The sequence below is a fragment of the Micromonospora sp. CPCC 206171 genome (assembly GCF_036906755.1).
Classification (GTDB): Bacteria; Actinomycetota; Actinomycetes; order Mycobacteriales; family Micromonosporaceae; genus Micromonospora; species Micromonospora purpureochromogenes.
Map to the genome: position 1 here is coordinate 136,154 of NZ_JBAKHT010000005.1, position 13,057 is coordinate 149,210.

The 13,057-nt window shown below is 74.0% G+C and carries 9 protein-coding genes; all 9 read left to right on the forward strand.

Annotated elements, in window-relative coordinates:
* Positions 1-16 precede the first annotated feature (16 nt).
* The 9 genes from V6U89_RS09070 to V6U89_RS09110 all read left to right on the forward strand — a co-directional run bounded on the left by V6U89_RS09070 (position 17) and on the right by V6U89_RS09110 (position 13,006).
* Complete coding sequence (locus V6U89_RS09070) at positions 17-616, forward strand: EboA domain-containing protein (protein ID WP_334570277.1); 600 nt, start codon at positions 17-19, stop codon at positions 614-616.
* Complete coding sequence (locus V6U89_RS09075) at positions 617-1,471, forward strand: TatD family hydrolase (RefSeq protein WP_334570278.1); 855 nt, start codon at positions 617-619, stop codon at positions 1,469-1,471.
* Positions 1,471-2,721 (forward strand): metabolite traffic protein EboE, encoded by a 1,251-nt coding sequence (gene eboE / locus V6U89_RS09080; RefSeq protein ID WP_334570279.1) that lies wholly within the window; start codon positions 1,471-1,473, stop codon positions 2,719-2,721. The genes V6U89_RS09075 and eboE overlap by 1 nt, the downstream gene beginning before the upstream one ends.
* The gene (locus tag V6U89_RS09085) at positions 2,718-4,241 is read left to right on the forward strand and encodes an alkaline phosphatase family protein (protein WP_334570280.1); all 1,524 of its coding nucleotides are present in this window, start codon (positions 2,718-2,720) and stop codon (positions 4,239-4,241) included. The genes eboE and V6U89_RS09085 overlap by 4 nt, the downstream gene beginning before the upstream one ends.
* Positions 4,238-5,305, forward strand: a complete 1,068-nt coding sequence (locus V6U89_RS09090; protein ID WP_334570282.1) for a polyprenyl synthetase family protein — start codon at positions 4,238-4,240, stop codon at positions 5,303-5,305. The genes V6U89_RS09085 and V6U89_RS09090 overlap by 4 nt, the downstream gene beginning before the upstream one ends.
* A gap of 342 nt (positions 5,306-5,647) precedes the next feature.
* A complete protein-coding gene (locus tag V6U89_RS09095) occupies positions 5,648-8,515 on the forward strand; it encodes a PQQ-dependent sugar dehydrogenase (protein WP_334570284.1) in 2,868 nt (955 codons plus the stop codon).
* Between the two features lie 74 nt (positions 8,516-8,589).
* The gene (locus V6U89_RS09100; protein WP_334570286.1) at positions 8,590-10,701 is read left to right on the forward strand and encodes a ThuA domain-containing protein; all 2,112 of its coding nucleotides are present in this window, start codon (positions 8,590-8,592) and stop codon (positions 10,699-10,701) included.
* A 113-nt stretch (positions 10,702-10,814) separates the two neighbouring features.
* Positions 10,815-11,777, forward strand: coding sequence for a sensor histidine kinase (locus V6U89_RS09105; protein ID WP_334570288.1), 963 nt, complete (start codon positions 10,815-10,817; stop codon positions 11,775-11,777).
* Positions 11,778-11,998: 221 nt separating this feature from the next.
* Positions 11,999-13,006 (forward strand): sugar phosphate isomerase/epimerase family protein, encoded by a 1,008-nt coding sequence (locus V6U89_RS09110; RefSeq protein WP_334570289.1) that lies wholly within the window; start codon positions 11,999-12,001, stop codon positions 13,004-13,006.
* Positions 13,007-13,057: the final 51 nt, after the last annotated feature.

Below are 13,057 nucleotides of genomic sequence, written 5' to 3' on the forward strand. Positions count from 1 at the left end.
GAGGGAGGAGAGACGGATGACACCGGATCGACTGCGGACCGCGCTCGAGGGCGTACCCGATCCCGACTGGCTGGCGGCGGCGCTGCGCCGCGTCGCGGCCGAACCCGCGACGATCGCGCGGTTCTTCCCGGCCGCCGGCCGGCACTGCGGTCGGGGTGACCTGGCCGGCGTGCCCGGCTGGACCGCCGACGAGGCGGCCCGGGCGCTGCTGCTCACCGCGCTGCCCGCCGACCACGCCACGCACGCCGAGGCGCTGTACCGGCACGGCGACGCCGCCGAGAAGCGGGCCGTGCTCAAGGCCCTGCCGCTGCTGCCCGTCGGCGCGGCCGGGGTGCCGCTGCTGCACGACGCGATCCGCACCAACGACACCCGGCTGGTGGCCGCCGCCCTCGGCCCGTACGCCCGGCACCTGGACCCGGCGTCCTGGCGGCAGGCGGTGCTCAAGTGCGTCTTCGCCGGCGTGCCGCTCGCCGTCGTGGCCGACCTGGACCGCCGCGCCGACGGCGAGCTGGCCGCGATGCTCGCCGCGCTCGCCGCGGAGCGGCACGCCGCCGGCCGGGAGCTGCCCGCCGACGCCACCGACCTGCTCGACCGGCTCACCATCAGGGAGGCGTGAATGCGCATCTTCGACCCGCACATCCACATGACGTCGCGGACCACCGACGACTACGAGCGGATGGCCGCCGCCGGGGTCCGCGCGGTGGTGGAGCCGGCGTTCTGGCTGGGGCAGCCCCGCACCAGCCCCGCCTCCTTCGCCGACTACTTCGACTCGCTGATCGGGTGGGAGCCGTTCCGGGCCGGGCAGTTCGGCGTCCGGCACCATGCCACCGTCGCGCTCAACCCGAAGGAGGCCAACGACCCGCGCTGCCGGCCGGTGCTCGACCTGCTCCCGCGCTACCTGGAGAAGGACACCGTGGTGGCGGTCGGCGAGATCGGGTACGACTCGATGACCCCGCAGGAGGACGAGGCGTTCGCCGCCCAGCTCGCCCTGGCCGTGGCGCACGACCTGCCGGCGCTGGTGCACACCCCGCACCGGGACAAGGCCCGGGGCGTCGAGCGGAGCCTCGCGGTGGTCGCCGAGTCCGGTATCGACCCCGGCCGGGTGGTGCTGGACCACCTCAACGAGGTCACCGTCAAACTGGTCCGGGACACCGGCTGCTGGCTGGGCTTCTCCATCTACCCGGACACCAAGATGTCCCCGCCTCGGATGGTGGAGCTGCTGCGCACGTACGGGCCGCAGCGGGTGCTGGTCAATTCCGCCGCCGACTGGGGGCGCTCGGACCCGCTGCTGACCCGGGCCACCGGCGAGGCGATGCTGCTGGCCGGGTTCACCGACGACGACGTCGACCGGGTGCTCTGGCGTAACCCGGTGGAGTTCTACGGGCAGTCCGGCCGGCTCGACCTGACCGACCTGGACGCCGTGCCGGCCGGGACCTTCGCCGGGAACTCGATCCTGCGCGGCGGCGACTGATGCGGCTGCGGCACGCCGACGGCAGCACCGTCCACCTCGGCTACTGCACCAACGTGCACCCCGCCGAGGACGCCGCCGGCATTCTCGCCCAACTGGGGACCCACGCCGAGCCGGTGCGCGAGGCGCTCGGCGCCGACCTGCTCGGGCTCGGCCTCTGGCTCGCCGCGCCGGTCGCCGCCGAACTGGCCGCCGACCCGGCCGCCCGGCGCCGGCTGCGCGCCGAGCTGACCCGTCGCGGGCTGGAGGTGGTCACCCTCAACGGCTTCCCGTACGCGGCCTTCCAGGCACCCGTGGTCAAGGGCGCGGTCTACCGTCCGGACTGGACCACCGACGCCCGGCTGCGCTACACCCTCGACCTGGCCCGGGTCCTGGCCGACCTGCTCCCCGACGACGCGGCCCGGGGCTCGGTCTCCACCCTGCCGCTGGCCTGGCGGCAGCCCTGGGACGCCGCCCGCGCCGACGCCGCCCGCCGCCGGCTGGACGACCTCGCGGCCGGGCTCGCCGCGATCGAACGGGACACCGGCCGCCCGGTGCGGGTCGGCTTCGAGCCGGAGCCGGGCTGCGTGGTCGAGCGCACCGGGCAGGCGGTCACCGCGCTGGCCGGCGTGGACACCGACCGGCTCGGCGTCTGCCTGGACCTGGCGCACCTCGCCTGCGCCTGGGAGGAGCCGGCCGAGGCGCTGGGCCGGCTGCGCGCCGCCGGGCTCCCGGTGGTCAAGGTGCAGGTCTCCGCCGCCCTGGAGGCCGCCCACCCGCCCACCGCCGCCGACGCGCTGGCGCGCTGGGTGGAGCCCCGCTTCCTGCACCAGACCCGGGCCGCCGGAACCGCCCACGCCGCCGACCCGGCCGACCCGGCGTACGCCACCGACGACCTGGACGGCGCGCTGGCCGGGCGGCCGCCGGGACCGTGGCGGGTGCACTACCACGTGCCGCTGCACGCCCCGCCCGAGGAACCGCTGACCTCGACCGTGCCGGTGCTGCGCACCGCGCTGGCCGAGCTGTTCGCCGGTCCCGCCGCCGGCTGCGACCACCTCGACGTCGAGACGTACACGTGGGGGGTGCTGCCGGCGGCGCGCCGGCCGCGCACCGACGCGGAGCTGGCCGCCGGCATCGCCGCCGAGCTGGCCTTCGCCCGCGACGAGCTGGTCGCGCTCGGCCTGACACCGGCGGGGGAGTCCCGTCCCGACGACCGGAGGGGTACGACGATGAGCGAACGAGTGACCGACCGACATTCCGGGGTGCCGGCATGAGCCGTCGACTGGTGGTGCTGGACGTGGTCGGGTTGACCCCGCGGCTGCTGGCGCACATGCCCCGGCTGCGCGCGGTCGCCGACGAGGGGTTCGCCGCCGGCCTCGGCACGGTGCTGCCCGCGGTGACCTGCTCGGCGCAGGCGACCCTGCTCACCGGGGAGCCGCCCGCCGGGCACGGGATCGTGGGCAACGGCTGGTACTTCCGCGACCTCGGCGAGGTGCTGCTGTGGCGGCAGCACCACGCCCTGGTCGGCGGGGAGAAGCTCTGGCAGGCCGCCCGCCGGGCCGAACCGGGCTACACGGTGGCCAACGTCTGCTGGTGGTACGCGATGGGCGCGGACGTGAACTGGACGGTCACCCCCCGCCCGGTCTACCACGCCGACGGTCGCAAGGAGCCGGACTGCTGGACGGACCCGCCGGAGCTGCACGACACGCTCACCGACGCGCTGGGCACCTTCCCGCTCTTCACCTACTGGGGGCCCGGCGCCGGGCTGCCCTCCTCCGCGTGGATCTGCCGGGCCGCCGAGCGGATCCTCGCCGACCACGCCCCGGACCTCACCCTGGTCTACGTCCCGCACCTCGACTACGACCTGCAACGCTTCGGTCCGTCCTCGCCGCGGGCCGCCGCCGCGGCGGCGGAGCTGGACGCGGTGCTGGGCCCGCTGCTGGACGCCGCCCGTGCGCGGGACGCGACCGTGGTGGCGCTGTCGGAGTACGGCATCACCGACGTCTCCCGCCCGGTGGACGTCAACCGGATGCTGCGCGCCGAGGGGCTGCTGCGGGTCTACACCCAGGCCGGGATGGAGTACCTGGACCCGTGGACGTCGCGGGCCTTCGCTGTGGCGGACCACCAGGTGGCCCACGTCTACGTCCGCGACCCGGCCGACGTGCCGGCGGTGGCGAAGCTCTGCGCCGGCCTGCCCGGGGTGGCCGAGGTGCTCGACGCCGACGGCAAGGCGGCGGCCGGGCTGGACCATCCGCGCGCCGGCGAGCTGGTGCTGGTGGCCGAGCCGGACGCCTGGTTCACGTACTACTACTGGCTCGACGACGCCCGCGCCCCGGACTTCGCCCGGCTCGTCGAGATCCACCGCAAACCCGGGTACGACCCGGCGGAGCTCTTCTTCGACCCGGCCGCGCCGGGGGCGGCGAAGCGCCGGGCGGCGGTCGCGCTGGCCCGCAAGAAGCTGGGCATGCGGTACCTGATGAGGGTGGTCGGCCTCGACGCCGGGGCGCGGGCGGTCCGGGGCTCGCACGGTCGGCTTCCCGCCGACCCGGCGGACGCCCCGGTGCTGCTCTGCTCCGACCCGGCCGCCGCCCGGGACCGGCTCGCGGCCACCGAGGTGAAGGCGCTGTTGCTGGAGCTGGCCGGGCTGGCCCCGCCGTCCGCCCCGGGCGGCGCGGCGCCGGTGCCGTCCCCGGCCCGTGCGGCGCCGGTGCCGTCCCCGGCCGCCGTGGCGTCGTCGGGCGGGCGACCGCCCGGTCCGGCCGGACCGCCGTCGGGACCGGGGGAGCGGCGGTGACCGTCACCGCGCCCCCGACCGACACCAGCGGGCTGCGGGCGCGCTTCGACGCCGAACTGGTGGCCTTCCTGGACCGGCAGGGGCCGGACTGGCCGGACGGCGCGCCGCGCGGCATCTTCGCCGCCCTGCACCGCTTCGTGCTGGCCGGCGGCAAGCGGTTGCGCCCGCTGTTCTGCTACTGGGGCTGGCGCGGCGCCGGCGGCGGGGACGACCGGCCGATCGTGGTCGCCGCGGCGGCGCTGGAGCTGTTCCACGCGTTCGCCCTGATCCACGACGACATCCTCGACGGCAGCGACCGCCGCCGGGGCGCGCCGTCGGTGCACCGGCTCTTCGCCGACCTGCACACCCGGTCCGCCTGGCGCGGCGACCCGGAGGCGTACGGGCGTAACACCGCGCTGCTCTGCGGGGACCTCTGCGCCGCCTGGTCGGACCAGATGTTCCACGAGTGCGGGTTGAGCACCGCGCAGGTCTGCCGGGGGTACCCGGTCTTCGCCCGGATGCGCACCGAGGTGATCGCGGGGGAGTACCTGGACCTGGTCTCCGGCGTCGGCGACGGCTCGGTGGCCAGCGCGCTCACCGTGATCCGGATGAAGGCCGCCCGGTACACGGTCACCCGCCCGTTGCAGATCGGCGCGGCGCTGGCCGGCGCCGAGCCGGAGCTGGTGGCCGCGCTCACCGATTTCGGCGACCCGCTCGGCGACGCGTTCCAGCTCCGCGACGACGTGCTCGGCGTCTTCGGTGACCCGGCGGTGACCGGCAAGTCCGTCCTGGACGACCTGCGCGAGGGCAAGCCGACGGTGATGATGGCGCTGGCCCGCGACGCCGCCGACCGGGCGCAGAGCGCCCGGCTGCGCGACCTGTTCGGCAATCCCGACCTGGACGCCGACGGCGCGGCCGAGCTGCGCGCGATCATCGAGGCGACCGGGGCCCGGGAGCAGATCGAGCGGCTGATCCTGCTGCGCGCGGACGCCGCCCGGGCGGCGCTGGACCGGCTGCCACTGGCGGAGCCGGCGCTGGCGGCGCTGGCCGCGCTGGGCGACCAGGCGGTGCACCGCCGGAGCTGACGCCGGCAGCGCGCCACGGGCCCGCCGGGCCCTTTCCTCGCCGCGCCCGCGAGCTTTCAGCCAATTGGACAAAAGTTCGCTTCCACGGGGCAGAAGGTATGGACAGACAAATTCACAAGCCTTAATGTTCGTGGCATCACGAACATGTTTCGTCGAGGTGAACCGGCGGCGCGGTAACCCATCGACTGGTGGCCCCCGGGCGCGCGGTCCCCCCGCCCCGACCGGTGGTCACGGCCGCCTCCGGCGCCGCCCGGGCGGCCCTGCCGCATCCCCGTACCCGGCACCGGCGCGACGGCGCGCGCCCCACCCTGGCAGTCACTCGTCAGGAAGGGACAGCACAGAATGTCCATGAAGGACGCACCCACCCACCGCTCCCCACGATGGTCCTCCGCCGCGTCCGCCCTGCTCCTGGTGGCGGCCGTCGGCACCGTCGGCGTCACGGCCGGCCCGACCGCCCTCGGCGGCCCCGCCCCGGCCGCCGCCCACGTCATCAGCGCCACCGACTTCCAGCAGGTCGAGCTGGCCCGCGGTGTCGCCGAGACGGGCGAACCGATGTCCCTGGCCGTGCTGCCGGACCGCTCGGTCCTGCACACCGCCCGCAACGGCACCCTCCGGCGCACCGACGCCAACGGCACCACCTCGGTGATCGGCACCCTGTCGGTCTACACCCACGACGAGGAGGGGTTGCAGGGCGTCGGCGTCGACCCGAACTTCGCCACCAACCGGCACATCTACCTCTACTACGCCCCGCCGCTGTCCACCCCCGCCGGCGACGCGCCGGCCACCGGCAGCGACTTCTCCGCCTGGCAGGGCGTCAACCGGCTGTCCCGGTTCACCCTCAACGCCGACTTCACCGTCAACCAGGCCAGCAAGGTCGACGTGCTGGACGTACCCGCCGACCGGGGGCTCTGCTGCCACGTCGGCGGCGACATCGACTTCGACGCCGCCGGCAACCTCTACCTGTCCACCGGGGACGACACCAACCCGTTCGACTCCGCCGGCTACGCCCCGCTGGACGAGCGGACCAACCGCAACCCCGGGTACGACGCGCAGCGCAGCGCCGGCAACACCAACGACCTGCGCGGCAAGATCCTGCGGATCAAGGTGAACGCCAACGGCTCGTACTCGATCCCGTCCGGCAACCTCTTCCCGGTCGGCACCGCGAAGACCCGGCCCGAGATCTACGCGATGGGCTTCCGCAACCCGTTCCGGATGAGCGTCGACAAGGCCACCGGCATCGTCTACGTCGGCGACTACGGCCCCGACGCCGGCACCACCTCGGCCACCCGGGGCCCCTCCGGCCAGGTCGAGTTCAACCGGGTCACCGCGCCCGGCAACTACGGCTGGCCGTACTGCACCGGCACCAACACCAGCACCGAGACCTACAACGAGTGGGACTTCGCCACCGGCACCGGCGGCGCCAAGTACAACTGCACCGGCGGCCCCACCAACAACTCGTTCCGCAACACCGGCCAGAGCACACTGCCCGCGGCCAAGCCGGCCTGGATCCGGTACGCCGGCGACGCCGGCAGCCCGCCCGAGTTCGGCGGCGGCTCCGAGTCCCCGATGGCCGGCCCGGTCTACCGCTACAACGCGTCGTCGACGTCGACCACCAAGTTCCCGCAGTCCTTCGACGGGCAGTTCTTCGCCACCGAGTTCGGCCGCGGCTGGATCAAGCCGATCCACGTCAACACCGACGGCTCGCGCGGCACCATCGACAGCTTCCCGTGGACCGGCAAGCAGGTGATGGACTCCGCCTTCGGCCCGGACGGCGCGTACTACGTGCTCGACTACGGCACCGGCTACTTCAACGGCGACGCCAACTCGGCGCTCTACCGCTTCGACCACATCGGCGGCGGCAACCGGGCGCCGACGGCGAAGGCGACCGCGGACAAGACCTCCGGCGCCGCCCCGTTGACCGTCAACTTCTCCTCGGCCGGGTCGTCGGACCCGGAGGGCGGGGCGCTGACGTACGCGTGGAACTTCGGCGACGGCACCACCTCCACCGCCGCCAACCCGTCGAAGACCTACACCGCCAACGGGACGTACACCGCCACGCTGACGGTCAAGGACCCGCAGAACGCCACCGGCAGCGCCAGCGTGGTGATCAGCGTCGGCAACACCGCCCCGACCGTGACGATCAACAGCCCCGGCAACGGCAAGCTCTTCTCCTACGGCGACACGGTGCCCTTCAGCATCACCGTCACCGACCCCGAGGACGGCACGATCGACTGCACCAAGGTCAAGATGACCTACGTGCTCGGCCACGACCAGCACGGCCACCAGATCACCTCGAAGACCGGCTGTTCCGGCTCGATCGCCATCCCGGTCGACGGTGAGCACGACGACGCGGCGAACATCTTCGCCATCTTCGACGCCGAGTACACCGACGCGGGCGGGCTGACGACGCACACCCAGCACACCCTCCAGCCCCGGCACCGGCAGGCCGAGCACTTCAAGACCTCGTCCGGCATCAACACCTTCGACAAGGCGACCGCCGAGGGCGGGAAGACCGTCGGCGACATCAACAACGGGGACTGGATCGCCTTCCAGCCGTACCAGCTGGGCGACGTCACCTCGTTCAACGCCCGGGTCTCCTCGGCCGGCGCGGGCGGCACCCTCCAGGTCCGGGCCGGGTCGGCCACCGGTACGGTGCTCGGCTCCGCGACGGTGCCGGTCACCGGCGCCTGGGACTCCTTCACCACGGTCACCGGCGCGATCTCCGGGGCGCCGGCGGGCACCACGACGCTCTACCTGACCTTCGCCGGGTCGGGCACCGGGGCGCTCTACGACGTCGACGCGTTCACCTTCACCACGGGCGCGACGGTGCGCACCGGGCCGGTGGTCGGGCTCGCCGGCAAGTGCCTGGACGTCCGCAACGCCGCCACCGCCGACGGCACCCAGATCCAGCTCTACACCTGCAACGGCACCACGGCGCAGAGCTGGACGGTGACGCCGAACTCGACGATCAAGGCGCTGGGCAAGTGCCTGGACGTCTCCGGCGGCGGGTCCGCCGACGGCACCAAGATCCAGCTCTGGACCTGCAACGGCAGCGGCGCGCAGAACTGGGCCGCCCAGGCCGACGGCACGGTACGCAACCCGCAGTCCGGCAAGTGCCTCGACGTCTCGGGCAACAACTCCGCCGACAGCACCCCGGTGCACCTGTGGACCTGCACCGGCGCCGCCAACCAGAAGTGGACCCTGCCGTAACCGAGTGAACGCGCGGGGGCCCCGCCCGGCCCGCCGGCCCGCCCGGGGCTCCCGCCCACCGATAGGAGAGCGACATGCGCAGACTCCTGCGTCCCGTCCTCGGCGCGGCCACCGCCGTCCTCGCCGTCCTCGCCTGCACCACCCCCGCCACCCCGGCGTCCGCCGCCGACACCCCGTACGACGTGCTCGTCTTCTCCAAGACCGCCGGGTTCCGGCACGACTCCATCGCCGTCGGCACCCAGGCCATCCGCGACCTCGGCGCGGCCAACAGCTTCACCGTCACCGCCACCGAGGACGCCGCCGCGTTCACCACCGGCAACCTGGCCCAGTACGAGGCGGTGGTCTTCCTCAACACCACCGGCGACGTGCTCAACGCCAACCAGCAGACCGCCTTCGAGTCGTACATCGGCTCCGGGGGCGGGTACGTCGGCGTGCACGCCGCCGCCGACACCGAGTACGGCTGGTCGTTCTACGGCAACCTGGTCGGGGCGTACTTCGCCTCGCACCCGGCCATCCAGCAGGCCAACGTCAAGGTGGAGAACCGGGCGCACCCGGCCAGCGCGCACCTGCCGCAGACCTGGACCCGCACCGACGAGTGGTACAACTACCAGACCAACGCCCGCTCCACCGCCCGGGTGCTGGCCACCCTCGACGAGTCGTCGTACTCCGGTGGCGGGATGGGCGCGGACCATCCGCACTCCTGGTGCAAGACCTACAGCGGCGGCCGGGCCTTCTACACCGGCGGTGGGCACACCCAGGCGTCGTACGCCGAACCGGCGTTCCGGGCCCACCTGCTCGGCGGCATCCGGTACGCGGCCGGCCGTGCCAAGGCCGACTGCCGGCCGGAGACCGGCTACACCACCCTCTACAACGGCTCCACCACCGGCTGGTCGCAGGCCGGGCCGGGCAGCTTCACCAATGCCGACGCCACGCTCACCTCGGTCGGCGGGATGGGGCTCTACTGGTACAGCGCGAAGCAGTTCACCAACTACTCGCTCAAGCTGGACTGGCGGCTCGCCGGCGACGACAACTCCGGGGTCTTCATCGGCTTCCCGCCGTCGACCGATCCCTGGTCCGCGGTCAACAACGGCTACGAGATCCAGATCGACGCCACCGACGCGGCCGACCGCACCACCGGCGCGGTCTACACCTTCAAGTCCGCGGACATCGCCGCCCGGGACGCGGCGCTGAACCCGCCGGGCGAGTGGAACACCTACGAGCTGCTGGTCGAGGGCGAGCGGCTCCAGGTCTTCCTCAACGGCGTGAAGATCAACGACTTCACCAACACCAACCCGGTCCGCTCGCTCGCCGGGCACATCGGCCTGCAGAACCACGGCACCGGCGACGACGCCTCGTTCCGCAACATCCGGATCAAGGAACTCGGCTCCACCCCGGGCGGTAACACCACCGTCCAGGCCGAGGCGTTCAGCTCGGCCAGCGGGGTCACCCCGTTCACCAAGGCCGGCGCGAACGGCGGGCAGACCCTCGGCTACATCGACCCGGGCGACTGGTCGGCGTACAACGGGCTGGACCTGACCGGGGTGACGTCGTTCAAGGCGCGGGTCGTCTCCGGCGGGCCCGGCGGCACCATCCAGGTGCGTACCGGATCGACCACCGGCACCGTCCTCGGCTCGGTCGCGGTGCCCAACACCGGCAGCTGGACGACGTACGCCGACGTCACCACCGCCCTGACCGGGGTGCCGTCCGGCACCCAGAACCTGTACCTGACCTACACCGGCACCGGCACCGGCCTCTTCGACGTCGACGACTTCACCCTGATCCGGGGCGGTGGCGGCGGCACCGGCGGCACCGGACCGATCAAGGGCCTCGCCGGCAAGTGCCTGGACGTCCGTAGCAGCGGCACCGCCGACGGCACGCAGATCCAGCTCTACACCTGCAACGGCAGCGGGGCGCAGACCTGGACGGTGACGCCGAACTCGACGATCAAGGCGCTGGGCAAGTGCCTGGACGTCTCCGGCGGCGGCTCGGCCGACGGCACCAAGATCCAGCTCTGGACCTGCAACGGCAGCGGCGCGCAGAACTGGTCGGCCCAGGCCGACGGGTCGCTGCGCAACCCGCAGTCCGGCAAGTGCCTGGACGTGGCCGGCAACAACTCCGCCGACAGCACCCCGGTCCAGCTCTGGACCTGCAACGGCGCGGCCAACCAGAAGTGGACCTTGCCCTGACCCACCGACCGGGTCGTCCACCATGTCGATCCGGTGCACGTGACGCCGCCGGGGTGCCCACGCACCCCGGCGGTGCCGCGTCCGGGGCCGGGCGGCTGCCGTACCTTGACCGCATGGGACGGCTCGCGGAGTGGCGCCGGATCGCGCGGGCGCACCCGGCGGTCGTCGACGCGCTGCTGGCCGCCGCGCTCTTCCTGGCCGGCCTGCTGCCGGTGAACCCGCCCGGCGGGCCGCCCGGGGCGCCGCTCAGCCTCGCCGCCGTGCTGCTCGCCGCCATCGGCTCCGGAGCGCTGGCGGTGCGCCGCCGCCACCCGCTGCCGGTGCTCGCCCTGACCACCGTCAGCGTGGTGCTCGCGCAGCTCGCCGGGGTCGCCCGGGGGCCCATGGTGCTCACCGTGGCGATCGCCGCGTACACCGTCGCCACCCGCGCCGACCGGCGGACCGCCGCCGTGGCCGGCCTGGTCGGCGCCCTGGCCGTCGGCGCGGCGGCGGTCGCCACGCTCGGCGTGGTCGGGCCGGACCCGGCGGTGGTGGTGCTGCTGCTCTGGTTCGGCGTCGCGGTGGCCGTCGGCGACGCGGTGCGCAGCCGGCGGGCGTACGTGGCGGTGCGGGAGGAAAGGGACCGGCGCGCCGAGCGGACCTTGCGGCCGGAGGAGGAGACCGGCACGCCCACCGAGCCGGCCCCCAGCCTGAACCGGCTGGACGCGCTGGTGGAGGGGTTCCGCACCGGCGAGCCGGTGCGCTGGAGCGTGGCCGGCCAGCCCCGCCCGCTGCCCACCGAGGTGGACGTCGCGGCGTACCGGATCATCCAGGAGTCGCTGACCAACGCTCACCGGCACGCGCCGGGCGCGGCGGTGGCGGTCCGGCTGCGCTACGACCCCGCGGGCGTCGCCATCGAGGTACGCGACGCCGGCGCCGAGACAGCCCCGTCGCCGGGGCCGAGCGCCGGGCTCGGCCTGCGCGGCCTGCGCGAGCGGGCCGAGGCGGTCGGCGGCACCTTCACCGCCGGCCCCCGCCCGGACGGCGGCTGGTCGGTGCGCGCCGAGCTGCCCGCCGCCGAGGAGCAGGCCGACTGACCGTCCGCGGGTCCTGACGGGGCCCTTCCCAGCCGGTCCCGGCGGTCCTAGAGTGAGGGCGGCGACCGCGAGGTGGCCGGTGACCCGGCGGGAGGCGCAACCCGTCGGGCCCAGGTGTGTGCCGCACCCACCGGCGATCCGTGACGCCTCCGCACCGGTGGCCCCTCGCCCCGCCCCGCCCACGCTGAGGAATCCCCATCACGACAGGGGAGACAACGACGATGGCGCGACCGATCACGCTCTTCACCGGCCAGTGGGCCGATCTTCCGTTCGACGAGGTCTGCCGGCTCGCCTCCGAGTGGGGCTACGACGGGCTGGAGATCGCCTGCTGGGGTGACCACTTCGAGGTCGACAAGGCCCTCGCCGACGACTCGTACGTCGAGCGCAAGAAGGAGACCCTCGCCAAGCACCACCTCAGCGTCCACGCCATCTCCAACCACCTCGTCGGGCAGGCGGTCTGCGACCACCCGATCGACGAGCGGCACCAGGGCATCCTGCCCGCCCGGATCTGGGGCGACGGCGAACCCGAGGGGGTACGCCGGCGCGCCGCCGAGGAGATGAAGGACACCGCCCGCGCGGCGGCGAAGCTCGGGGTGAAGACGGTGGTCGGGTTCACCGGCTCGTCCATCTGGCACACCCTGGCGATGTTCCCGCCGGTGCCGCCGGAGATGATCGAGCGCGGCTACCGGGACTTCGCCGACCGGTGGAACCCGATCCTCGACGTCTTCGACTCCGTCGGGGTCCGCTTCGCCCACGAGGTGCACCCGAGCGAGATCGCCTACGACTACTGGACGACGCGGCGGGCGCTCGCCGCGATCGGCCACCGGCCGGCGTTCGGGCTCAACTGGGACCCGTCGCACTTCGTCTGGCAGGAGCTGGACCCGGTGAACTTCATCCTCGAGTTCGCCGACCGGATCTACCACGTGGACTGCAAGGACGCGAAGGTGCGTACCGGCGACGGGCGGCGCGGCCGGCTCTCGTCCCACCTGCCCTGGGCCGATCTGCGCCGGGGCTGGGACTTCGTCTCCACCGGCCACGGCGACGTGCCCTGGGAGGACTGCTTCCGGGCGCTCAACGCGATCGGCTACGACGGGCCGATCTCCATCGAGTGGGAGGACGCCGGAATGGACCGGCTGGTCGGCGCGCCGGAGGCGTTGCAGTTCGTCCGCCGGCTCGCCTTCGACGCCCCCGCGGCGGCGTTCGACGCCGCGTTCAGCAGCAAGGACTGACCGGCCCTGGCCCGACCGGCCGCCTTCCTGGCCGCATGGTGCGGCGGGAGG

Bases quoted from the DNA above. Each gene is read 5' to 3' on its own strand.
- V6U89_RS09070 (WP_334570277.1), top strand. From the start codon at position 17: ATGACACCGGATCGACTGCGGACCGCGCTCGAGGGCGTACCCGATCCC.
- V6U89_RS09075 (WP_334570278.1), top strand. From the start codon at position 617: ATGCGCATCTTCGACCCGCACATCCACATGACGTCGCGGACCACCGAC.
- eboE (WP_334570279.1), top strand. From the start codon at position 1,471: ATGCGGCTGCGGCACGCCGACGGCAGCACCGTCCACCTCGGCTACTGC.
- V6U89_RS09085 (WP_334570280.1), top strand. From the start codon at position 2,718: ATGAGCCGTCGACTGGTGGTGCTGGACGTGGTCGGGTTGACCCCGCGG.
- V6U89_RS09095 (WP_334570284.1), top strand. From the start codon at position 5,648: ATGTCCATGAAGGACGCACCCACCCACCGCTCCCCACGATGGTCCTCC.
- V6U89_RS09100 (WP_334570286.1), top strand. From the start codon at position 8,590: ATGCGCAGACTCCTGCGTCCCGTCCTCGGCGCGGCCACCGCCGTCCTC.
- V6U89_RS09105 (WP_334570288.1), top strand. From the start codon at position 10,815: ATGGGACGGCTCGCGGAGTGGCGCCGGATCGCGCGGGCGCACCCGGCG.
- V6U89_RS09110 (WP_334570289.1), top strand. From the start codon at position 11,999: ATGGCGCGACCGATCACGCTCTTCACCGGCCAGTGGGCCGATCTTCCG.